Source organism: Tropicimonas sp. S265A, from assembly GCF_049800835.1.
GTDB lineage: Bacteria > Pseudomonadota > Alphaproteobacteria > Rhodobacterales > Rhodobacteraceae > Dinoroseobacter.
In genome coordinates this window covers 47,794-69,060 of sequence record NZ_JBNAFU010000010.1, presented here as the reverse complement: position 1 = coordinate 69,060, position 21,267 = coordinate 47,794, and the positions used below count along the sequence as shown (strand labels likewise).

Sequence of the window (21,267 nt, the reverse complement as noted above, 5' to 3'; positions counted from 1 at the left end):
GGCGGGCGGCGGGCACATGCCCCCTGCCGCGCCACACCCAACATCAATCGAAATCAAAGGATAAAGATATGACCAACCAATTAACCATCCCGTACGACGCGGCGATCATCTATGCATCGCTTGACCAGCTCTACCTGCACGATCTCAATCCCCGCCAAGAGGTAGCGCAGGAAGACGTGGAGACGCTGGCAGACAGCATCAGGACCTGCGGACTGCTGCAAAACCTCGGCGGCATTCAGGACGATGACGGCAAGATCGGCATCGTGTCCGGCGGTCGCCGTCTCAGGGCCTTGGCCTATCTCGCGGAAACAGAGCCCGACTTCGCGGGCGCAACTTCGATCCCCGTCCTTCTGGCACGTGATCTGGAGCAGGCGGAATTCTGGGCCAATGCGGAAAACACGGCCCGTGAAGCGCTCGATCCGGCAGACGAAATCCGGGCTTATGGGCGGATGGCTGCAACCAATGCAGATGCCGAAGCGATTGCCAGCGCCTTCGGTGTGACCGTTGCCCATGTCAAAGGCCGCTTGAAACTCGCCAATCTGCCCGATGCAGCCCTTGATGCGTTGAAAGCCAAGACCATCAATCTCTCGGCGGCGCAGAAGATGACGACCGCTCAAGACGAGAAACTGGTGCACGAGGCGCTGCAGGCCATTGCCGAGGGCCGTCTCTCGAATGTGAGCCAGTTGGACCACTTCCTGCACCCGAAAGCGGCCAAAGCCACGGACCGCCGCGCGGTGTTTGTCGGTGTGGAGGCCTACGAGGCCGGTGGCGGCAAGATCACGCGCGATCTTTTCTCCGAGGATATCTTCTTCGAGGATCAGGACATTCTGGATGAAGCCTTTGCCGCGCAATTGGCCGAAGCCGCAGAACAGGTGCGCGTCACCGATGGCTGGGCATGGGTGGAGACGCACAGCGAGGCCTATCTCGGCTGGAGCTTCATCGAAGACAGTAAGTTCGCCCGCGTCTATCCCGTCGAAGGTGTTCTCTCCGATGATCAGATGGAGCGCTATGAGAACCTCTGCGAGATGGCCGACAATGACGTTCTCAATGCGGAAGGAGAAGAAGAACTGGTGGGCCTCCATGTCATTTTGGAGGGTGCCTTTACCGACGCTCAGAAAGCCCATGCGGGATGCGTGGTCTATGTCGATCAGAGCGGGGGCTTGAAAGTCGAGGCCGGGCTGATCCGGCCCGAAGACAAGAAACCTGCCATTGCGGCGGGCGTGTTGCAGGCGTCTGTGCATGGGAGCGGTGCCGACAAGGCACCGAAATACCCCTATTCGCAAAAGCTGCGGGATGATCTGGACGCGATCAAGCTGGCCGCGTTGCAAAACGCCATGCTGGATCAACCCGATCTCCTGCTTGATCTGCTGACCTTCCAGTTGAGCGGGGCAACCGGGTTTCGTGACGTGTTCGATATCAGCCTCGGGACACCTAGCAACACACCCTCGGTCGAGGCCGGGTTCGAGATCGATAAGCGGCTGAGCAAGCCGGGTGTCAGTCCGTCAGACGCTTGGGGCGTCGATCTCAAGAAAGCCTTCGCCAGCTTCAAGAAGAAAGGGCCGAAGCATCGCGCTGCGGAACTGACCCGACACTTAGCGAAACTGCTGACAGGCGGGGATGACATCTTCCACGGAGTTCTCTCTGAGAAAGCAGGGGCCGATATCCGCAAGGTCTGGACGCCCACGGCGGAGAACCTCTTCAAGCGCGTGTCAGGACCGATGCTGAAGACCATCTATTGCGACCTCCTCGACCTTGCGCCAACGAGTGCGGAGGCCAAAGCCTTCGCCAAGTTGAAGAAGGCTGAGAAAGCAAAGACGCTGGAAGACCTGTTCTCGGACGAGACCAAGCAGAAACTGCTCGGAGTCACACCGGCACAGAAGGCCCGGATTGAGGCTTGGGTGCCGGACTATTACGATTGAAGGTGGACATCCGCGAGGGCCGCCTCCCTGCCCTCGCTTCCCCAAGTCCCTCGGTTTGCGCGGCTCCCGGCTTATTAGAGCCAAGAGCCGCGGATTCGACCCGCTCAGGAGACCACCATGTCAAAGATTGCATCGCAAGCCGCCCGCGTCTGGAAATCGGCGCAGCTGTACATCGGGTTTCACCGGGACCGGGAGGGCCGTCAGCGCAGCGCGCCAAAGGTCTGGCCCCCAAAGGATGCGCGGGCCAGCATCCACGCCGATCCGGACATTCAGGAAACATTCCTGATGCTCAAAAGTGCCGATGGCGATGCCGATCAGGATATGCAGATCAAGTTGCGCCCTGACATGGTGGTGCTGCGCCGGGATTTTGACGGTGCCTGGGAGGGCATTATCGCGGATGCGCATTCCGTTGCCGTCAAGGTCGGCGGTGTGTCGATCCGCATCAATCATGACGGCTCGATCACCCGCGAGGACGGCGACAGCACCACTTGGGTCGAGGCGGATGGCGGTGTTCTGAAGAAGACTGAATTTGTCGAGGCAGCGGTGTCGTCCGATGGCATGGAGATGACGCGGCGGACACCGGACAATCTGACAGCCATTACCCCGCGTGGCCTGTTGTCCAAGGATCGATAGGTCTCTTCCAGTTTCGGTGAAGAATTGGCCCTTCGGCAGAGCCGACCGGGCTCTATGCTGCGCACGAAGCCAGCCAGGCTGTCTTCGCCCATGCGGGTGACGATCCCTAGGGCAGGCCGTTTCCATCGCCTCGGCTGCATGTCGTCGATCGCGTTTGGGCATGCCCTCTGCCCCCCTCATTTAGCCATATTTCGTCTGAGCACGCATCTCCACTCGCCTTGGAGGGCCGATACGCCCATCACGAGCAATGACTCGGGTGTGGCGCAAATGGTGGTGCGTGTCGCGCATCGCGCGGGCCGCTGTCGAAAACCGCGTTTGATATCGGCTGCGGGGTTGGTTCCCCGTCTCTCATGTCTCCGGGATGAGGGCGGTCTGACACCGTTGGGGCGTGTCGATCTGCCTTGTTTCTTTCCGATCTACGGGTTGCGGATCTTGGCCGCTCGCGTGCCCGTCGCTTCGCTCCGGCAAGCAGAAATGCGGTTTCCACCTTTGGGCGGAGCCTCCGAATTTCCACTTGCGCGATCTGCCCTCGTCGATCCGCCGGGTCACCCGCATCGAAACAAGGAGATCGACAATGTCCAACAAGATGTTCACCCTCACCGTTCCCGTCACCTTCAAGAAAGACGGCAAGGACCAAACCAGCTTCCGCCGCGTCGGCGCGGTCTTCGAGAACACCCGCGAGAATGGCGAGACCGTGCTCTCCATCAAGCTCGACTTTCCGGTTGCGGTCACCGAGCTGGTCGCCTTCCCGCCCAAGGCGGATGGCGATGATGGCCAGGTCACGGAATAAGTCCATATCGAGCAGAGGGGCGGCAGAGATGCCGCCCTCACGTTGGTTCGTGACACCAGAGCGAGGCTTCCCGGTTGCGCGCTGCGTACAGTCAGCAAGGGCACGCTGTTGTCCAGCACCGGCATCAGAGCTTGCAAAACGGCCTGCAAAGTAATACCTGGTGGAATGAAGGTATTACTGGAGGCGCAGGTGCCAACGACGCTCACATCCAAAGGTCAGGTCACGATCCCGAAAGCCGTTCGCGACTTTCTGGGGCTCAAGGCAGGCAGCAAGGTGACCTTCAATCGTACGAAGGATGGCCGGGTCGAGATTGTTCCGGAAGACATGACTGCGCCGGTCTCGCGCTTTGGTGCCCTTCGCGGCCATGCGAGAACAGAGCTCAGCACCGATGAGATCATGGCGCTGACGCGGGGCGACGGGTGATCTTCGTCGACACGAATGTCCTTCTTGATGTTGTGACGGATGACGAGACCTTCGCTGAATGGTCCATTGCGCAATTGGAAGCCGCCGCGCTGCGAGGCGATCTTCTCATCAATGACAGTGTCTATGCCGAGCTCTCTGTTGGCTATCGTGAAAAGGAACGGCTCGATGCGTTCATCGAGGCCGCCGGGCTCCGCCACGAAATGATGCCAAGAGATGCCCTGTTCCTGGCTGGAAAAGCCTTCTGCGCCTATCGGCGGTCCAAGGGGACGAAGCAGAACGTCCTGCCTGATTTTTTCATCGGTGCGCATGCGACGGTGCTGTCTTTGCCGCTGCTCACGCGGTATGCGCGGCGGTACCGGATCTATTTTCCGTCCCTGGAGCTGATCTGCCCAGAATAAGGCCGCTGGCTAGGCTGCAAAGAGGTTTCGATGGTCCGGATTTTCAGAGAAACCGTCTCACCTGCGCAACATATTGATCGAAGTCGGAACCATACTGCGAGCGCAGCCACGGTTCTTCGGAAAATGGCGCAGCCGCTAGAACGATGATCGCAGAAGTACCAACTAACATCGCCAAGGGCGCGGCTGTAAGGACCATCCATCCCAGTACCATGGCGATGTCCGCTACATACTGAGGGTTGCGCGAGAAACGATAGAGGCCGCCAGTCTGTAATGTGCCTACGGCACCACCTGTCTTGTGAACGCCAAAACCAGCGACCGCGCTCCAAACCACAATGTTTCCGATCAAGATCAGGGGAATGCCAGCTCCAAAGCGGAACCACCCTGACAAGGCCAAATCGCCCCATCCCAAAACACCGAGCGCGACCAAGGTTCCAAAGAGTACGAAGGTAGGTATCCAGACGAGAAGCGGCGTAAGAGGCGTATACCTGATGGGCGGCCATAACCGTTGCGAGGGTCGTGCTATGGACCACAGGATCGCAGCGAGCGTGGACAACGCGATCCCTAGTCCCACGATTGTGATTCCCGTTTCCATCATGCGTCGGCGTGGTTATGCGTCGTGGCTTCGCGACGTTCAGCCAATGCTTGTCGAACGATCTGGAAGGAAGACGATAGGAACAGAGTCGCCATGACGGATGCGACGATCAGGTCGGGCCAGCCGGTCGCCGTACCCCAGACGCCCAGGGCTGCGAACATCACGGCCACATTTCCGATTGCGTCATTGCGGGAGCAGAGCCAGACCGAGCGGACATTGGCGTCACCGTCCTTGTAACGCACCAGCAAAAGGACACTTGCAAGATTGGTCAGCAGAGCGAAGAAGCCGACGATGCCCATGATCTCCGCTTCGGGCACGCCGACATAGAAAACACGGTAAACGGTCGATCCAAACACCCACAGACCCATCAGGAGCAGGCTCACCCCCTTTGCCAGGGCTGCATTGGTACGCGCCCGGATCGAAGCCCCGATCACCGCAAGCGAAATGCCGTAAGTCAGCGCGTCCCCCAGAAAATCCAAAGCATCGGCCTGAAGCGCTTGCGACTTCGCGTAGTGACCGGCGGTCATCTCAACGACGAACATCGTCGCGTTCAGCGCTATGACGATCCAAAGCCGCCTTTTGTAGTCATCTGATACGCCGTCGAACTTGGCGTCGTGTCCACAACATCCTGACATCACACGGCCTCCTTCAGAATGATCGATGCCTGTTTTGGAAGGAGGTTGTCCCCGCCACCAGGGATGGTTGGCACATGGCCTTGCCTGATCCGCGCCACGCGCCGGTTCATCCAGTGCCGTATGACAGAGCGATAGAATAGCCCGCGCAACCCGGAAAGCTGCCGGTGCTCCGTGTAGAAATCATCCGGAGTGTCAAAGACACCGAAGTCATGGTTGATACCTGTCTTCTGGATGTATGTGCTTTGGCCAGACCACTCGACTGACGGGTCCTGAAGGCAATCCGTCCCCGCGCCATAGGCACAGAGCGACGAACGTTCCGGGAAGGTCTCCTGAAGCGCTCCAAGAACGCCTTGATCGAGGATAAACCCTTCGAGATTTACCCACTTGCCGTCAATCAGAACTTCCACCCACGAATGAATGATGCTTCGGGGGGCAAGCGGGTAGACCACCTCCGGTACGACGCCACGCTGCAAGCCCTTGTCGATGGTAAAGCCATGAAACCGGCACGGAATTTCCAACGCCCTGAGCAGGGCCATCAGAAGTGTCCCCTTGGTGTTGCACTGCCCGTACCCATCCGCCAGAACACTGGAGGCCGGGATCGCATCGTCACTGTTGTACCCAAACAAGATATCGTTTCGGACAAAATCATAGGCGGCACCGATGCGCGCGGCGGGTTCAAGAGAGACCCACCCGCGCTCGGCAATTATTGCTTGGATAGCGCCGGATCGAAAATCGAGGATTGGGGTTTCGGCGAAGTATCTCTGGGACATGGTGTTCTCTAGCTTCTGCGTCCTAACTCATATACGATCTCTAGTGACTAGAGGTTCAAGAGGTATTTTCATGTTTTCCATTGGCGAATTATCGCGGCGCACCAACGTCAAGGTTCCGACGATCCGCTACTACGAAGAGTCCGGGCTTTTGGACGCCCCGGAACGGACGGAAGGCAATCAGCGCCGGTATGATGCGGCAGGACTGGAACGCCTGAGCTTCATCAAACATGCCCGTGATCTCGGCTTCTCGATTGAGGCGATTGCTGCCCTGATCGAATTACAGGGGCACCCGGATCGGTCATGTGCGGAAGCTACCGATATCGCGTCGGCACAGCTTTCGGATGTCCGAGCGAAGATCAAACGCCTCCGTGCACTTGAGAAAGAGTTGGCGCGAATCTCCAAGGGCTGTGATGGCGACAGACTGTCCGAAGACTGCTATGTACTTGCGTCTCTGGCTGACCACGACCTTTGCGAACGTGAGCACTGAGACCCCAGGGTGGATCGCTGTTATATGGCGTCAGGTCGCAGGTTTGTCCTGCATAACTGATACTGTTCTTTCATTGGCGAAGTTCCGCCTTAGCGGAGCCAAAAGATTGCGAGGCTCGCAATATTATAATATTGTGAGATCGATGGCCTTGGTCTGGCCATGACATAGAATAGCGGAGACAGTCATGCGCACATTCGCAGAGTTCCAGATTCTCGGTCGCGTCGGCAAGGTCAAGGAAGTTGGCAAGACCGTGCGGATCACGATTGCTGCCGAGTACGGGCGCAAGGATGATCGGGGCGATTTCCAGGCGAATCCCTACTGGAACGAAGTGACGATCTTCAATCCGAACGTGATGAAATGGGCGCTCGAGAATGTCGCTCCCGGCGATCTGGTGAATGCCCGTGGGACACTTCGCCAGTCGCAATGGGAAAACCAGGATGGCGGGACTGAATACGGTGTGACCATGGCCGCCGAGGACTTCGACAATCTCACGCTCGCTGTGAAGAAGTCGATGGACCGCGCCGCTGCGTAGTCGCCAAGCTCAAGCCTCCAACCCTATCGCAACCTGCGATCTGGATTTTGCAAAGTTCCAAAGCTAGGTTTGAGTCATGCCGGGTGACACAGATAAAGACCGCTTGAGAACGAATGCGGATAGCGAAGACCAGGCCGCGGCTTTCGAAAGCCTGTCCCGGTTCCTCGCTCCGCGCATCCAGCAGGCGCGCGATGGAATACTCTCGACCAAATCCATAACAGATATCAAGAAAGACGCGCGTCGACTGTCCGGGTTGTGAGGGTCTTCTCGCAGTCAGTCGCCTGCCGCTTCGTGTTCCGGGTGACATGACGAGAGCCAGCACCTGATTGAGATTTCTTGGGTTTCGAGGTGCATTTTCGCCAGTAAGCGGATGGTCTAACCGTCTGTTCATTGGCGGGCTCCGGCCCGCCTTTGGATTCTAAGAGACTCAGTTTGCCAGGTTTGACCTGTAGGTCTCCCAGGGCTGCCGAAGGTTTGGCCCCTTCTTACAAATTGACCGATCCAAATAGTTTCAGGGGGAGGCGCGGCCTCCCCCTCGGACCAGACGCAAAAATAGGGTCTCCCCAACATCGGTCCCGGCTCTGCCGCGCTGCGATGCCGGGCGATCCCCCTCCCCATTTTCGATCTGGTCTCGCCCCCTCCGCACTCGCCGTGAGCAGATTTGCAGGACAGCCGCGACGGGCGCGGTGCCTGAAAGCCGCATTCAGGATGAGGAGCGATAGACATGGCCAAGATCGACATCAAGCAGCATGTGACAGACACGATCATCTCCGAAATGGAGAAGGGTACGCCGCCGTGGCGGAAACCGTGGACGGGCGACGCAACTGGAGCCGCCCTGCCTTTGCGACATGATGGCACCGCCTATCGGGGGGTGAATGTCCTGATGCTTTGGGCCACGTCTCACATCAGAGGCTATGCGTCGGCCCGCTGGATGACCTATCGGCAAGCCCTCGCGCTCGGGGCGTGTGTGCGCAAAGGCGAGAAGGCCACGCGATCGGTTTTCTATGGAACCTTCGAGAAAGAGATCGACGGCGAGAATGAGCCGCAAACCGGCCGCTACGCCAAGTGCAACAATGTCTTCAATGCCGATCAGATCGAGGGTTTGCCGGAAGACTACTACGTCCGCCCTGCCCCGCCCCTTGATCTTGGCACCGAACCAGTACCTGAGCTGGAGGCATTCTTTGCCGCAACGGGCGCGACAGTTGTCACCAGCGAGACGCCGAAGGCCTACTACGCACCGGGTCCGGACCATATTCACATGCCCCCGATTGGCACCTTCTTCGATGCGAGCGGGTATTACGGCACTTTGGGACATGAGACCGTTCACTGGACCGGGAGTGCATCGCGGCTCGACCGGATCAAGCGTTTCGAGGACCGCGCCGGATACGCGTTCGAGGAGCTGGTCGCAGAGATCGGCGCGTGTTTTCTGGCTGTTCAGCTGGGGGTCGCGCCCGCCTTCGATCAAAGCGCCGCTTACATCGAAGGATGGTTGCAAGCGCTGAAATCGGACAAAGGGCTGATCTTCAAGGCCGCGGCCGAAGCGCAGAAAGCGGTGGATTTCATCAATGCGCAAGTTGAGAGGTACGGGCAGGCAGCTTAGGCGGCCCCTCGTTTATACGTTTCCCATTGGAGGTGACGCGGCAGCAGGCAGCGCTGCCGCCCCCTGGCCCGCCTGTCGCTTCGCGCCGAGCCCTTTGGGCGATGATCCTACCCATGTGGCATCTCTTCCGGCGGTATGTCCTCGTATCGCACATCGGTTTTGGGACCGTTGCACCACATCGGCTCGAGGTCGCCGGTGTTCCATTCATAGAGCCAGCCGACATGCGCGCCGGTTTCCTGATCGATGATCTTCTTGATGGCCTGCGCTTCAGATCTTCTGCTGTCCGGCATCGCTGTCTCTCAAGGTTCATTGCACAGGTAGTGTTTTCTTTCCCCGCATCACAAATCGTGACAGGGTAAGCTGCTGCTTACCCGCGAGTATGCGCGGAGCTTGAGAGGATGGGGGTGAAACCAAATCGACAAGAGTGGTGCGGGCGGAGGCGCAGCCGACAACACGGTCTTGTCTATTTTGTTTCAGGGGGAAGGAAGCCGAAACTCCTTCCCCCTCTAGACAAAAATCGCGGCGCGGCGATGCCGCGCCTTCAAGAATACTGCTTGCGCAGTTCCTTGATGAGGCTTGTGAGTTCCGACCAGAACACAGGTTCCAACTGGCCCTGGATAACAGCTGCGTCCGAGCGCAGGCGGAGCGGATCGGCCTGATCCCGCAGCTTGTCGAGGACCTGGGCGTCGAGTGTCTTCATGGTCCGAAAGCTCATATTGCTCGGAAGACGCTCGGCGTCATCCGGAGCGACGTATTTCGGTTTGAGTTCGAACTTGTCGATGGCGCGCTTGCCGGCAAGGCGCACAACATCCGAGGCCGGCAGGCCGGCGGCTTCCAGAGCGTCCAATCCTGGGCCATGGTCCTTTTTCGGGGCGGCGCGAACATGTACGGCGCGGGTCTCGGGCTTCTTCGGCGCCTTTGGTTTCGGTGCAGGCTTCGTCTTGGACTTGGTCTTGTTTGCAACGCTTGCTGGTTTGGCTGGCGGCTCCGGGCTTGGGGCCTGTTTCTCGGCAGCTGGTTTTGGGTCTGCGGTTGGAGCAGCTGCAGGCTTCGCCTCCTGAGCTGGTTCTGGTTTGGGAGTGGGTTCGGTGGGTTTCGGCTTGTCTCCGAACTGTTTGCTATACACCGGGTCGTCGCCGAGGAGTGAGGTGATTTTCTTGCGCGCCATTATTCAGCCTCCAGTACCAGTGAGAGGATTTCACGCGCCTCATCGAGAGCCTCGTCGTAGAGGCGGGCATGGGTGCGCATCAGCGGGTTGGGGTCTTCGGTTCGCCATTTCGAAATCTGGTGGAAGAGGCCCTCGCGATCGACATCGGCATGTTGCTTGCGATCCATGAAGAGCTCCTCGATGACCGGGAACTTTGCATTGGCTTCACGCGCCATGGCGCGCATGGCGTTTGATGGGTTCTTGTCGACGCGGGAGAGCACGACCGTGAGTTTCGGGAGGACTGAGGGGTCTTCGGCGCGTTCAAAGAGGCCCTGGTACCAATTGTAGGTGTCGGTGGCGATCCGCATATCGGTGTCCGACAGCATCATCGGCAAGACGATGTGATCGCTGTGGACGGCCAACTCGTCGGCCCATTGGCCCCCTGCCCCCATCGTGTCGATGATTACGAAGTCGGCCGTGTCGTTTTCATAGGCATCGTCGATGATCGCCTCGAGGTCGGAGGGACTTTCGATGCCCATGACCCGAAGGCCTGGGGCGGTCGATGCGACATCCGGGTTCTCGGTGGTGACGCTCTCCCACCAGCGGAAGAGCGCTTGCTGTGGGTCGGCATCGATGGCGATGCACCGTTTTCCGTCAGCGATGATGGCACTCATCAAGGCGCGTGCGAGCGCTGTCTTTCCCGCACCGCCTTTTCGCGTCATGATCGCGATGACCTTCAACTGCTCGTTGGGCATTATCCTGCATCCTCAAGGGTCTTCTTTATGATTTTGGATACGGTATATGCCAGAGAGGATGTTGCATCAAGGATAACTGATGCAGCATGTGCCATTTGCCATAAATGATAGAGGATGTGGCATAATGGATGTTTGAGACATGATGCTTGATAGTGGATTTATGATCTTGAATGGCTGTCTTGGCGTTTCTGAGTGCGCATATCCGATGTTGCAGGGCTGATACTGCATGTATGATTTGCCATGAACCGGAAAAGTGCCGGTTTTGGCGCCACCTGGAGCATCGCGGATGTTCCGGCAGACCGTCATAGATCCACTTCGCACATTTCGGCGAGATATCGCCGCAGCCATTCGCGATATATGATTTGCCATAAATGATAAAGCATATGCGATACCACAGGTTACATGTGCCATTATTTCTGCCTGAATCGTGGCTCAAATGGCCCGGTCCATCTTGTCAGTTCGGTTCAAGCGGCGCGTAGCGGGCACCAGAGAGGGGCTACAGGCTGATGAAGGCTCTCTGGTGGGGTAGGGGTGCCAAATGGCATTTGAGGCGCTCAGCGGACGATTTTGCAAATCTTGTGTTCCGGGAAAGTGAATCCATTGCGACGAAATGGAAGAGCCTCACGCGGGCGCGCTCGGCTTGAAACGGAATACAGGCCATCCTGCCATGTTTCGCTAAAGAGCGTGTATTGACTGCAATACTATAATATCAGACATTCCTGATGGCCTGTATGAGACTGGCAGGAAATAGGGAGTGTATTTGCAGTATGACGTCACGGCGCAGATTGACCCCCGAAGAGCGTCGGGAGATCGTTCGGGAACGCCTGAAGGGTGTGACGCATGCGGCTCTGGCCGCGCAGTTCGGGGTCAGCGAGCGCACCGTCTACTACACGCTTCGGACTGAAACAGACCGACGTCGGGACACGCGCGTTCGCACAAAGCAGGTCAGTGTCACGCTCACACCAGAGGAGTTGCAAGGCTTCGACGAGGTGCTCGCGCGGCACGGTGTGTCCAGTCGGTCGGCAGGTGTTCGCCTTCTCATCCAGTCGGCAAACGGCGTCTTCCAACCGGACCCACACCTCGCCGAAGAGCTCAAGTCGTTTCGCGCGGCGCTCAATCGCGTGGGCAACAACGTCACCCAGATTGCCAAGCGGTTGAACGAAGCGCGCGCCAAAGGCATCGCACCGGTCTTTGGCGACCGCAGCCTCACGCAGCTGCGGCTCCTGTCCGGTTTCGTTCTCGATTTCGCGGACCAGGTCGATGCGCTCGCCCGACGGCGGGTGAGCCATGTGACGCTTGAAGCCCACAGGGCGCTGAAGGACTTCTCAGATGTCCCAGAGTGATGCCGTCACGCTCGTCACCGGCGAAATCTTCCGCGAGGGCTGGAGCCGCATCAGGGGGTCGATGCAAGGTCTGGGGACACGGCGGGCGCAGATGGTGCGTGCGGCCTACGGGCACCGCGCCGCGGTCTTCAAACCGATCCGCACGGGCGGCACACACACCAAGGCCCAACTTCAGAACCAGCTGGCTTATCTGACAACGAAGTCTTCCCACATTGTCGACAGTCGCGGCGTCCATGATGGCAAGACGCGGCTCACGGGTGAGGAGATCACCTCCATGGTCGAGCGGTTCACCTCCCGGTGGGATGAGGGGTTTTATCCCAAGCTCGGACACACCAGCCATCTTTTGATGTCGTTTCCGCGCGGCACCAAGGCGACCCATGTCCGCGACATTGCCAGCGATGTCTGCGAGCGCTTATTCCAGAACGCGGACCGCAATTTCGACTACCTGATCGCGGTTCACCAAGACCGTGACCATCCACATGCCCATGTGGTTCTCAATCGCCGGTCGCAGGAAGGCGAGTTCTTCTATCTCGGACGAGATCATCACTTCAACTACGACGCCTTCCGTCTTGCGATGGTCGAGGAGGCGGAGAAGTACGGGATTCGTCTTGAGGCGACCCGGCGCGTCGACCGCGGTGAAACCCATTATCCGCCCCGCACCCGCGAGGTCTATGCCGCCAAAGAAGAGGGGCGTGCCGTTCGCCAGCGGGAACGGGTCGGAGAGGATCTTGACCGCGCCCTCGGCGAGATCGCGGGCAATGCCCAAGTGTATCGATCTCTCGCTGCCGAGGCGACGCCTGAAAATCGCGAAGACATCGAAGACGCCTTGCTGAAGGCCAGTGCGCTTCTCGCGCGGCAGGGCAAACTCCCGCAAACCGGAGACATCTATATGAGCCAGCACCAGAGTTTCGACGATCTGAACAGTCGCTTCGCCGATGAGATGAACCGTGTTGCAGCTCTGATCCGGGAGGCACCAGAGGCTGACCGCCCGGCGCTGCAAAAGCAGATGGTGGCAGCCCTCAGACCCGTTGCACATATGCAGCCGCTCGGATTGCGCTCAGGCACGCTGACAGAGCGACCGACCGAGACTGGCATCTATTCTGAGGCCAACATCAACGCGGGCCTGTTGGAGAAGCTGCGGGAAGGGCGCACTAGGGCGCAGATTGACACTGCCTTACGCGGGACCGGGATTTCCTCGGAAACGGTTGTGGCGCGTATCGAGCAGGGGGCCGATACGGCGGCTCTGGAACGGGAATGGTATGCTGACGATCTTGAGAAAATCGCGGAGGCGCAGGACCTCAATCTGGAGCGCAGCGAGGACCTGAAGGTCGCCGTCGGCAAGCTCGACAAGGTGCATGTCGCCCTCGGGACAGCCCTGGAGCGTGCGGAAGTGCTGCGCCGTGATGGTGTCATCGAAGACGACCGTACCCCAGACATGCATTACGATGCAGAAAGCGTGGATGATGCTGCGCGCGCGATGCGGCAAGACATGCGCGGGCAGGGGCTTTCCGAAAAAGACATTGCCGAGCGCGCGGATGAAATCACTATCCGTGTTGAGGTCCGCCTCGAGATGGAGCAGCGAGCCTTTCTGCGGCGACATCCTGATCTGCCGGCACGGCCAAGCGATGTGATCGATGCGCGTAATCCGTTCAACGTTCGCATCATTGACGAGGAGCGGGCGGACCGGATCGATTCCGAGATTGATCGCGTCCTGTCGCGGTCCGATGGGCCCTTGCAGATCGACGAGGCCTTGGCGGCCGATATGCGGGAACGGTATCCAGACATGCCGGAACATTTGGCGCGCGGTCTCGGAGCAACTTATGCGGCCACATTTGCCGTCAGGCGCGGAGAGGTCACAACGGACGATCAAGACGCGGTTGCAGACGCCACCCACAGATTGCCGGACAATTCCGTCCTTGCGGGCGTGTTGGCGCACGAACGCGCAGATAAGATCAATCCGCCCTTTGCCGATGAAGAGGGCAGGGCGGCCTATCGCGCAGAAGTGGCACGTCTTCTTGACGATGACAGGATCGCCGCATTGCGCGATGGCGACGCCGATGCGCTCGACGAGGTGATCGACAACCGGCTGGACCGGCTCTACGCCGCGAAAGCCTACCTGCAATCGGATGAGGCGACCGCAAACAGCGATGCCGTGCGCGAGGTCGTCTCGGAGATTGCCGAAGAGGAATATGACGCGCAGCGACTGAAGAGCCTGCAAAGCCACACCGAGAAAGGGCAGACCCATGGATAGGGGTCGGATCGCGCTCGGCATTATTCTCCTGACCTTGCTGAGCGCAGGGTTTGGATATGTCTTCGCGAGTGCGTTCCTGACGTTTCGCGACCTAGGATTGCGCGCGGAGATCGATTTTCTCTGGCTCGCCAGGAATTACCTGAGCCTCCGTCAGGTCCGTCCTGATGATTTTCAGCTGGCCAATCTGATCATTGGCGGTACGGCCTTTGCGGGCATGCTCCTGAGCGCGGTCCTATCCGGTACCGCATTGACGAAGTTCGGCAAGACCCATTGGCAGCGGGCTGGGGAGTTGAAGCGCAACGGCTTTTTCACGGCGCCGGGGAGCGGGTTCATCCTCGGCAAAATGACCTCGCCCAGGCGGCGAGGCCGGTATCTGTCTTCGCGCGTTTATCCTCATGTGCTTTGCGTGGCCCCGACTGGGCGCGGGAAGACGACCGGCTTCGTGATCCCGAACCTGCTGACATTCCGCGGCAGCGCTGTTGTTCTCGACGTGAAGGGCGAGAATTTCGAGGCGACGGCCCGACACCGGGCGGCAGAGGGGGATGATGTCTATCGTTTCGCCCCCACGGACTGGAACGACCGCCGGTCGCATCGCTACAACCCGCTCCTGCGGATCGCCGGCCTCCGCGATCCCAACCAGCAGCAGATGGAGCTGCAGCTCCTCGCAACGCTCTTTCTGCAGACGGACAACGACCGAACGTCCGGCCTGCTCAAAGGCGGGATCGATCTCTTTGTTGCGGCGGGCCTGCTCGCATTCGAGCGTAAGCGCCCCACACTCGGCGAAATCTACCGCATCACGGCGTCCGGTGGGGACAAGCGCAAGGAGTTCATGAAGCGGCGTGACGAGGTGCAGAACACGGCGGCCAAGCTGATCTTTGAGCGGATGGCCTCAACGAACAATGACACGCTGACCTCCTATATCTCGCTCCTGATGACCTCCGGCCTCGATCAGTGGAGCAACCCGGCCATCGATGCCGCGACCTCCACGTCGGATTTCGACTTCCGGACCATTCGCAAGAAGCCGTTCTCGGTCTACCTGGTCGTGGCCCCGAACATGGTGCGCCCGATGGCGGCGCTGATCCGTTTGTTCTTCTCCGATCTGATTGCGTCTTTGCAGGATCGGGAGCCGGGTCCAGACGAGCCTTGGCCGGTGATGATCATGCTCGATGAGTTTAATCGGCTCGGGAAAATGCCGATCGTTGTCGAAAGCATCGAGACATTGCGGTCCTATCGCGGTCACCTGGCGATCGTGACCCAGACCATCCCGGCGCTCGATGAAATCTACGGGGAGAACACCCGCCGCGCGTTGCAGGGGAATGCCGGGATCAAGCTCTATCTCACACCGTCCGATGAAAAGACCGTCGAGGAACTTAGTGGCGCGGTCGGCATGACCACCAAACGGGTAGTTACCCGCTCACGCTCCATCGGCCGCAATCCGTTCGAGGGTCGCAGCATGTCCGAGCGCACGGAAGAGACATCGCTCTTGCCCAAGGACGAAGCCCGGCGCATGTCGCTCGATGACATCGTGATGGTCGTGGATGCCCAGATGCCGGTACGGGCGAAGCGCATTCGGTACTTCGACGACCCGTTCTTCAAGGCCATCCATAAGGCGCAGTCGGGCGAGCTGCCGTTCCCGGAAGAGACTCCTGCAGAAGAACTTCGAGACGATGCAATCGAGGCTGGGCAGATGGAAATGGACGCGACCCTCGCGGAAGACGTTGAGGCCATACCGGAAGTCGTAAAAGCGCGGTCTGCCCGCAAAGCACCGTCAAAGCTGGTTGAGACAACCATCGCGGCCGCACAATCCACGGCGTCCACAGGCACGACGCTTGCCACCAGTAGGCGGAAGAAGAGTGCGAAGGCGCTTCGGGAGGTTGGTTTGATCGCAGATCAGGCTGAGCTTGATCTTACCGAACAGCAAAGTTTCAAGCTGACGGACATGATCGCCGGTGACGAAGCAGACGCCAAAGCTGCCGTACAATCGACGATCTCTGCACTTGCGGAAATTGGTGCGGAGGACCCGGCAGGGCAGGGTGGGGGCGCAGCGTCGGGCAAAGAAATTGTGGCTGAGGCCTATGCAAAGACCGATTCAGACGGTGATGAAGATTCCTCTCCCCTGAGCGAGGGCATGGAGGATGGCGTCGACATCGACGAAATCACGGAGCATCGTGTACGGGATGGTGAGGATATCGAGACCGAATTCAGAGAACGGGCGCTCACACACAAGGTGTGAAGCCCGTTCTAACACTTCTTTGCATCCGCCAAACGCTGAGCACGGGCTTTCTGAGCTTCCATCCGAGCCGCTGTCCCTGTCGATGGTGGGTTGGGGTTTGTGGGGACAGAATTGTTGGCTGGGACCATGGAGCCGCGCGCTGGCAAATTCTGGAAGCCTAGGAACTGCCGAGAGCGCATTGCGGCATATTCTGGAGCAGTGGCTGTACCCACCAAGAACCGATTGTATGCTTGCTGGCTACCCATTGCGGCACGGCTAAACGCGTAGGTCCCACCTAGCCCTGATGTCAAAGCTGGCATCACGATGTTGCCGGATATCGCTCTGACAATGAAGGGTGTCGCAATGATAAATCCCTTTGCCATCAGCACCATCATGAAGAATGGAATTAGGGCGCCGATGTTGGTTGCGCCTTCGGGATCTCCCAGCTCAACAAGCAGCGCGCGCGATACACCTGTAATCGTAGCAAACACTCCGGCCACGACGATTGGGTATAGCGAAAACGATACCAAGGCCGACAGCCATCGAGCGAAGTAGTCTTTTGTAACGTCGAAAAGCGTGAGGAAGATCATGATCGGAGCGATTCCGATCAACAGAGCGATCATTAACCGTGACGCAACGATAATGAAGGCAGCAAGTCCGCCAAGCAGCGAAAGAAGAACAACTCCTATAGTGTCCATCAACGCGCCTGCCATCCAATTCAGTTCTGCTCCTGCGGAGTTGAGATAGTCACCTAAGCTGGCAATCAATCGGTCAAATTCTTCGGCAAAGGTCCCCGAGGGTCCCGGTGTACCGCCTCCCACCGAGGCGACCAATGAACCTGCTATGCTGTCGATCCCGCTCAGAACAGCGGAGGAAAGCGAATTGAATTGAGCCCAGTTGGTCGCAAACACGCCTACAAGGACGATTTTGATGGCTAACCAGAAGGCGCTTCGACCGTCTACTGATCGGTACTGAAACGCGGCGTTCAACAGAACAAAAATTACGACGATAGTCGCAGCTACCTGGATAATTGTGCCGGTAGTGGCGGCGACGGCGCCAAACTGCGTTTCGGCAGCAGTTTCCAAGAAACTCTCAGCTGTTTCAACGAAGTATGTAACGACCGACATACTGCGACCTCAGTTCCAATGCCCTTGAGCGACGCAAAGTTCTCTGGCGAGCGTCCGGTTGGTCCTGATCGCGGCTTCGTATTGCTCGGTCGCTTCGTATACATCATGGCGATCTTCAAGCCGGGCAAACCGCTCCCGGTATTCAACAAGCACAGCTTCCCAGCCAGGAAACCTGTTGTCGCATGAACAGTCATTTCTTGACGCGATCAATTCGAAGGAATGAGCGCGATACATTCGCTGGAGCAAGTATGCCCGATGCGCGTCTTTGGGGCCCATGTCGGAGATTATCGGTGGTTCTTCCGGGCGATCCTGGCAAAAAGGGAAGGTTTCGCTTTCGTTTGCCAACGCTTGTTGAGAGATCGCGTCCAGTACCGTGGCAGCTAAACCAAGAATGACTGGGACAACCCACCTCATGCCGCTTGTCCAGGCTTGTCGCTCTCATCGTCTTTTGAGCGTTTGAGGAACACTGTAACGACACTTCGGTAGTTGTCCGAGTTGACTACAGATACGACTTCAAAGCCGGCATGCCCCCATTCTGCAAGTTCAGTCTTCATTTGAGCTGTCATACCTTGCTCCGAAAGATCGTAAGTCAGGACTTCGTGTTCATAGGTCTTCATGTTGCGTTTCCTCCCGTCTGTCCGGGCAAATAGAATTCCGTGATCCCGCGGTCGCCTGCATGGCGCGCGGCATGGATGATCACGTCAATTGAGCTTTCGATGTATTGTACCATGTCGGTATGGGTCATCGGCACTTCAGTCTTGAGAGCAGCGATCGCTAGGCGTTGAATTGCCAACTGGGGAGTTTCGGCGTGCAACGTGGTCATGGATCCGCCGTGGCCGGTGTTGATCGCTTCAAGGAAGGTCATTGCTTCGGAGCCTCTGACCTCGCCCAGAACGATGCGATCCGGGCGCATGCGCAAAGTCGATGTCAGCAACATGTCAGCGCTGCGTGTTCTCTCTTCCCTGCTGGCCAGCAGGGTCACGACATTTGGTTGCGCAGGGATCAGTTCAGCGGCTTCCTCGATTGTGATGATGCGTTCTTCTGGTGCGACGAAAGACAGGATCTTACGCGCCGCTACCGTCTTGCCGGTCGATGTTCCGCCTGAGACGATCATGTTCAGCTTGTGTGCCACGCAGAAGCGGATCGCGGCGTAGATATCGCCGCCTTTGACGACATCTCTAAGTTCCCGGTTTCTGTTCAACCTGTCTGTCTCGAGGCTGCGCTCGGCACCAAAAAGGAATTTCAGCTCCACGTCGTGCAGGGGCAGGGAGGTGAAAAACCGCAGCGAGATCGACATGCCTTCGCTGACTGCCGGTGGCATGATGACTTGCGCGCGCACCGGGCGGTCGCGGTACTTGATGCTCACGGATACGATGGGCTTGTCTTTGCTGATCGTCGAGTTTGAGGCCGATGCAATCTGGGTTCCGATGTCCTTGATCTCGGTCGGCGTCAGGCTGCTTTCCAATGGCGACATGAACCTGTCGCCCTGGAATTCGCCCCAGACAGAACCGTCGGGATTGATGCAAATCTCGATGACGTCCTCGCGAGAAGCATCGGGGAGCTTGTCGAGCGAGGCCTGGAGGTAGGCGCCCGACATCAGAAGATCTCCAGATCACGGTCCACCATCACAGTGATCCTTGCACCCTGTTCGACGTAGATTACCGGACCTATGGAGAGGTAGTCGTCTATGACACTGTCGGCGCTGTCCGCGAAGTCGTCACCCACATCTTCGAGGATTTCGGCAGACGTTTCATCCTGGACCTGCGCCGCGGCGGCGCCGGGTAAAGCCGTGATCAACGAAATGAGGGCCGCCGAGCCGAAACGCTCCTTGAAGCGTGTGTCGACAAACCCTGTAGCGCCAGCGCGCCCGAGTTCATCGCCTCCAAACGAGCTGATGGTGACTGTTTGGTTGGTGGGCAGGATGATCCGATCCCAGGCGATCGTGATGCGGCTTTGTGCGATGTCGGCACCCGAACGATATCGGCCGATCAGCTTCGATCCTCTCGCAATCAAGATGCGGGATCCATCATAGGAGTGCACGTCCTCGGTGATGACCGCGCGGACCTGCCCAGGGAGTTCGCTCGAGATCGCCGTCTCCATTGCGGCCTGGATCATCGTGCCTTGCACAATCGTATTGGCGGGGTTTGCGATGACCTCGGCTTGGGTGACGGTTGAGGGTAGGGCGCCATTCAATACGAAGTCGGTCACGTCTTCGAAGGTCCGTTCTGCGAGTTCGCCTTCACCGGTGCTGTTTCCGCCAAACGCGATGGTCGGTGACCTGATCCGCGCTTCCTGAAACGCCGCTTCCTCGTCCCTTCGACGTTGCAGCTCGGCCAAGCGTCTTGCCTCTTCCTCTCGTTGTAACCGCAGGCGTTCGGCTTCCAAGAGATCTGCTTCTGACGGTCCGGGCGCGGGGGCGGGGGTCTGCAGTTTTGCGAGGTCGAGGTCCATCCGCAGTTGTTGAAGCTCCCGATCTCGCGCGGCCAGTTCTTCTGCAAATTGGTCCTGCGCTCGTTGTGAGGCTTCCTCCAGGGCGGCAATCTGTGCGGTCAGTGCGTTGATGGCGTCCGCGGCCGCAGTGTCTTCTTCAACAACCGGTTCCGGTGCGTTCTGCAGCGCTTCGATCTCCGCACGAAGGGCTGCAAGTTGGTCGAGCAGCTCCGCATTCGGCTCTGGGTCCGGCTCGACAACCACGACTTCGGGTTCTGGCGGGGCGGGGGGCACGAAGGGCTCGATTTCGCCAAACCCATCCCCAGTCATCTGAAACTCTTCTGGTTGCGCGGTCGGGAGCGGGTTTTCTGGTGTTTCCTGCAGAGCTGAGTAAACGAGCATGCCCAGAACCGCGATCGCGCTCGTACCAAGAAGTGCCACCAGAAGAGAGGGCCTCGACCGCGGTTTGGACGGTTGCGCGCCTTCGAGTGCGGCGAGGCGTTTGCTGAGATCATCGATATCACTCATGACGATGCCCCCGCATTGGTCGATTGAATGCAGACGATCTCGTCCCCCAGCCTGAGGACCCATTCGTGGCCAACACCGGAGACCCGCAGAACGCCGTCCTCGACTTGCGTGCTGTTGACGGTTCGCTCGCGGCCATTGTTGTGCTGGAAGATCGCGGGAACGGGCGCATTGCGGGGAAATCGGAAGAAGGTGAAAGTGCCGTCATCCCACACCGAAGACGGTGTGAAATTCGTCCGATCGCTGGCGGCGTAGTTGTAGTTCGGAGCGCGCTGCGCAACTGCGTTTGTGGGTCGCCGGTTTTCGTCGGGATACCGAAACTGGACCACGTAGAATGTGGGTGACGAGCTCTCGGTCACATTGAAGTAGTAGCTGCGTCGATTGGTATAGACGGTGATGTTGGTGTGAACACCTCGGGCATTGGGTTTCACTGCAAAAGCCCGTCCGCCGGGTACTCCATCGAGTTGAAAACCTTCGGTGTCGCCAGCGATAATTGAGCGGATGGTTTCGCCCTGTCCGAACTCAACCGTCGTCACATGTGTCAGGCTGACTTTGAGCCGATAGACCTGCCCATCCTGGTACGTTGCCACACGGACGCGGCTGTCATTCGGCCCTGATCTTGGAATGGCCTCGGCAAAAGCGGTGTTTGCCGCAACCGATACCGAAACAGACAGAAGAGCCGGGAGGATCAAGCGCAT

The 21,267-nt window shown here is 58.6% G+C and carries 24 protein-coding genes; 12 read left to right on the top strand and 12 right to left on the bottom strand.

What is annotated here, in order from left to right; genetic code table 11:
* The first annotated feature begins 68 nt into the window (after nt 1–68).
* From ACP15N_RS18330 to ACP15N_RS18310, 5 genes are all read left to right on the top strand, one after another.
* Nucleotides 69–1,919: a ParB/RepB/Spo0J family partition protein gene (locus ACP15N_RS18330; RefSeq protein ID WP_425093777.1), complete on the top strand. Its 1,851-nt coding sequence runs from the start codon at nt 69–71 to the stop codon at nt 1,917–1,919.
* 117 nt (nt 1,920–2,036) lie between these two features.
* On the top strand, nt 2,037–2,552 hold the full coding sequence (locus tag ACP15N_RS18325) for a hypothetical protein (protein WP_424968432.1): 516 nt from the start codon (nt 2,037–2,039) through the stop codon (nt 2,550–2,552).
* A gap of 574 nt (nt 2,553–3,126) precedes the next feature.
* Nucleotides 3,127–3,342: a hypothetical protein gene (locus ACP15N_RS18320; protein ID WP_050532604.1), complete on the top strand. Its 216-nt coding sequence runs from the start codon at nt 3,127–3,129 to the stop codon at nt 3,340–3,342.
* 165 nt (nt 3,343–3,507) lie between these two features.
* Complete coding sequence (locus ACP15N_RS18315) at nt 3,508–3,765, top strand: AbrB/MazE/SpoVT family DNA-binding domain-containing protein (protein WP_424968430.1); 258 nt, start codon at nt 3,508–3,510, stop codon at nt 3,763–3,765.
* The gene (locus ACP15N_RS18310) at nt 3,762–4,163 is read left to right on the top strand and encodes a type II toxin-antitoxin system VapC family toxin (protein WP_424968429.1); all 402 of its coding nucleotides are present in this window, start codon (nt 3,762–3,764) and stop codon (nt 4,161–4,163) included. The genes ACP15N_RS18315 and ACP15N_RS18310 overlap by 4 nt, the downstream gene beginning before the upstream one ends.
* 43 nt (nt 4,164–4,206) lie before the next feature.
* Here ACP15N_RS18310 and ACP15N_RS18305 read toward each other — a convergent pair whose 3' ends face one another.
* Genes ACP15N_RS18305 through ACP15N_RS18295 form a run of 3 tightly spaced genes read right to left on the bottom strand, consistent with a single transcriptional unit; the run spans nt 4,207 to nt 6,160 of the window.
* Nucleotides 4,207–4,755: a methyltransferase family protein gene (locus ACP15N_RS18305; protein ID WP_425093776.1), complete on the bottom strand. Its 549-nt coding sequence runs from the start codon at nt 4,753–4,755 to the stop codon at nt 4,207–4,209.
* Complete coding sequence (locus ACP15N_RS18300) at nt 4,755–5,390, bottom strand: cation transporter (protein ID WP_424968427.1); 636 nt, start codon at nt 5,388–5,390, stop codon at nt 4,755–4,757. Before ACP15N_RS18300 ends, ACP15N_RS18305 begins: the two co-directional genes overlap by 1 nt.
* On the bottom strand, nt 5,390–6,160 hold the full coding sequence (locus ACP15N_RS18295) for a transglutaminase-like domain-containing protein (RefSeq protein WP_425093775.1): 771 nt from the start codon (nt 6,158–6,160) through the stop codon (nt 5,390–5,392). Before ACP15N_RS18295 ends, ACP15N_RS18300 begins: the two co-directional genes overlap by 1 nt.
* Nucleotides 6,161–6,230: 70 nt before the next feature.
* Between ACP15N_RS18295 and ACP15N_RS18290 the strand changes: the two genes are divergently transcribed.
* The 4 genes from ACP15N_RS18290 (at nt 6,231) to ACP15N_RS18275 (ending at nt 8,779) form a co-directional block, all read left to right on the top strand.
* Nucleotides 6,231–6,647, top strand: coding sequence for a MerR family transcriptional regulator (locus ACP15N_RS18290; protein ID WP_424968425.1), 417 nt, complete (start codon nt 6,231–6,233; stop codon nt 6,645–6,647).
* Nucleotides 6,648–6,831: 184 nt separating this feature from the next.
* A complete protein-coding gene (locus ACP15N_RS18285; protein WP_424968424.1) occupies nt 6,832–7,179 on the top strand; it encodes a single-stranded DNA-binding protein in 348 nt (115 codons plus the stop codon).
* 76 nt (nt 7,180–7,255) lie between these two features.
* Nucleotides 7,256–7,438, top strand: coding sequence for a hypothetical protein (locus tag ACP15N_RS18280; protein WP_425093774.1), 183 nt, complete (start codon nt 7,256–7,258; stop codon nt 7,436–7,438).
* 465 nt (nt 7,439–7,903) lie between these two features.
* The gene (locus ACP15N_RS18275) at nt 7,904–8,779 is read left to right on the top strand and encodes an ArdC family protein (RefSeq protein WP_424968422.1); all 876 of its coding nucleotides are present in this window, start codon (nt 7,904–7,906) and stop codon (nt 8,777–8,779) included.
* Between the two features lie 107 nt (nt 8,780–8,886).
* Here ACP15N_RS18275 and ACP15N_RS18270 read toward each other — a convergent pair whose 3' ends face one another.
* The 3 genes from ACP15N_RS18270 to ACP15N_RS18260 all read right to left on the bottom strand — a co-directional run bounded on the left by ACP15N_RS18270 (nt 8,887) and on the right by ACP15N_RS18260 (nt 10,681).
* On the bottom strand, nt 8,887–9,069 hold the full coding sequence (locus ACP15N_RS18270; protein ID WP_425093773.1) for a hypothetical protein: 183 nt from the start codon (nt 9,067–9,069) through the stop codon (nt 8,887–8,889).
* A gap of 251 nt (nt 9,070–9,320) precedes the next feature.
* Nucleotides 9,321–9,947 (bottom strand): hypothetical protein, encoded by a 627-nt coding sequence (locus ACP15N_RS18265; protein WP_424968419.1) that lies wholly within the window; start codon nt 9,945–9,947, stop codon nt 9,321–9,323.
* Entirely contained in the window at nt 9,947–10,681 is a 735-nt protein-coding gene (locus ACP15N_RS18260) for a ParA family protein (protein WP_425093772.1), read from the bottom strand. Before ACP15N_RS18260 ends, ACP15N_RS18265 begins: the two co-directional genes overlap by 1 nt.
* Nucleotides 10,682–11,448: 767 nt before the next feature.
* On the opposite strand from ACP15N_RS18260, the gene ACP15N_RS18255 reads away from it, so the two are divergent.
* Genes ACP15N_RS18255 through ACP15N_RS18245 form a run of 3 tightly spaced genes read left to right on the top strand, consistent with a single transcriptional unit; the run spans nt 11,449 to nt 16,508 of the window.
* The gene (locus ACP15N_RS18255) at nt 11,449–12,024 is read left to right on the top strand and encodes a ribbon-helix-helix domain-containing protein (RefSeq protein WP_425093771.1); all 576 of its coding nucleotides are present in this window, start codon (nt 11,449–11,451) and stop codon (nt 12,022–12,024) included.
* Nucleotides 12,011–14,275, top strand: a complete 2,265-nt coding sequence (locus ACP15N_RS18250) for a relaxase/mobilization nuclease domain-containing protein (protein ID WP_425093770.1) — start codon at nt 12,011–12,013, stop codon at nt 14,273–14,275. Before ACP15N_RS18255 ends, ACP15N_RS18250 begins: the two co-directional genes overlap by 14 nt.
* Nucleotides 14,268–16,508, top strand: coding sequence for a type IV secretory system conjugative DNA transfer family protein (locus tag ACP15N_RS18245; RefSeq protein ID WP_425093769.1), 2,241 nt, complete (start codon nt 14,268–14,270; stop codon nt 16,506–16,508). Before ACP15N_RS18250 ends, ACP15N_RS18245 begins: the two co-directional genes overlap by 8 nt.
* An 8-nt stretch (nt 16,509–16,516) precedes the next feature.
* On the opposite strand, the gene ACP15N_RS18240 is transcribed toward ACP15N_RS18245, so the two are convergent.
* From ACP15N_RS18240 to ACP15N_RS18215, 6 genes are read right to left on the bottom strand one after another with little or no spacing between them, the layout of a single operon-like run.
* On the bottom strand, nt 16,517–17,614 hold the full coding sequence (locus tag ACP15N_RS18240; RefSeq protein WP_424968413.1) for a type IV secretion system protein: 1,098 nt from the start codon (nt 17,612–17,614) through the stop codon (nt 16,517–16,519).
* Nucleotides 17,615–17,623: 9 nt separating this feature from the next.
* On the bottom strand, nt 17,624–18,028 hold the full coding sequence (locus tag ACP15N_RS18235) for a hypothetical protein (RefSeq protein ID WP_424968412.1): 405 nt from the start codon (nt 18,026–18,028) through the stop codon (nt 17,624–17,626).
* On the bottom strand, nt 18,025–18,231 hold the full coding sequence (locus ACP15N_RS18230; protein WP_425093768.1) for a hypothetical protein: 207 nt from the start codon (nt 18,229–18,231) through the stop codon (nt 18,025–18,027). Before ACP15N_RS18230 ends, ACP15N_RS18235 begins: the two co-directional genes overlap by 4 nt.
* A complete protein-coding gene (locus ACP15N_RS18225) occupies nt 18,228–19,211 on the bottom strand; it encodes an ATPase, T2SS/T4P/T4SS family (protein WP_425093767.1) in 984 nt (327 codons plus the stop codon). Before ACP15N_RS18225 ends, ACP15N_RS18230 begins: the two co-directional genes overlap by 4 nt.
* Nucleotides 19,211–20,572: a TrbI/VirB10 family protein gene (locus ACP15N_RS18220; protein ID WP_425093766.1), complete on the bottom strand. Its 1,362-nt coding sequence runs from the start codon at nt 20,570–20,572 to the stop codon at nt 19,211–19,213. The genes ACP15N_RS18225 and ACP15N_RS18220 overlap by 1 nt, the downstream gene beginning before the upstream one ends.
* The gene (locus tag ACP15N_RS18215) at nt 20,569–21,267 is read right to left on the bottom strand and encodes a TrbG/VirB9 family P-type conjugative transfer protein (protein ID WP_425093765.1); all 699 of its coding nucleotides are present in this window, start codon (nt 21,265–21,267) and stop codon (nt 20,569–20,571) included. Before ACP15N_RS18215 ends, ACP15N_RS18220 begins: the two co-directional genes overlap by 4 nt.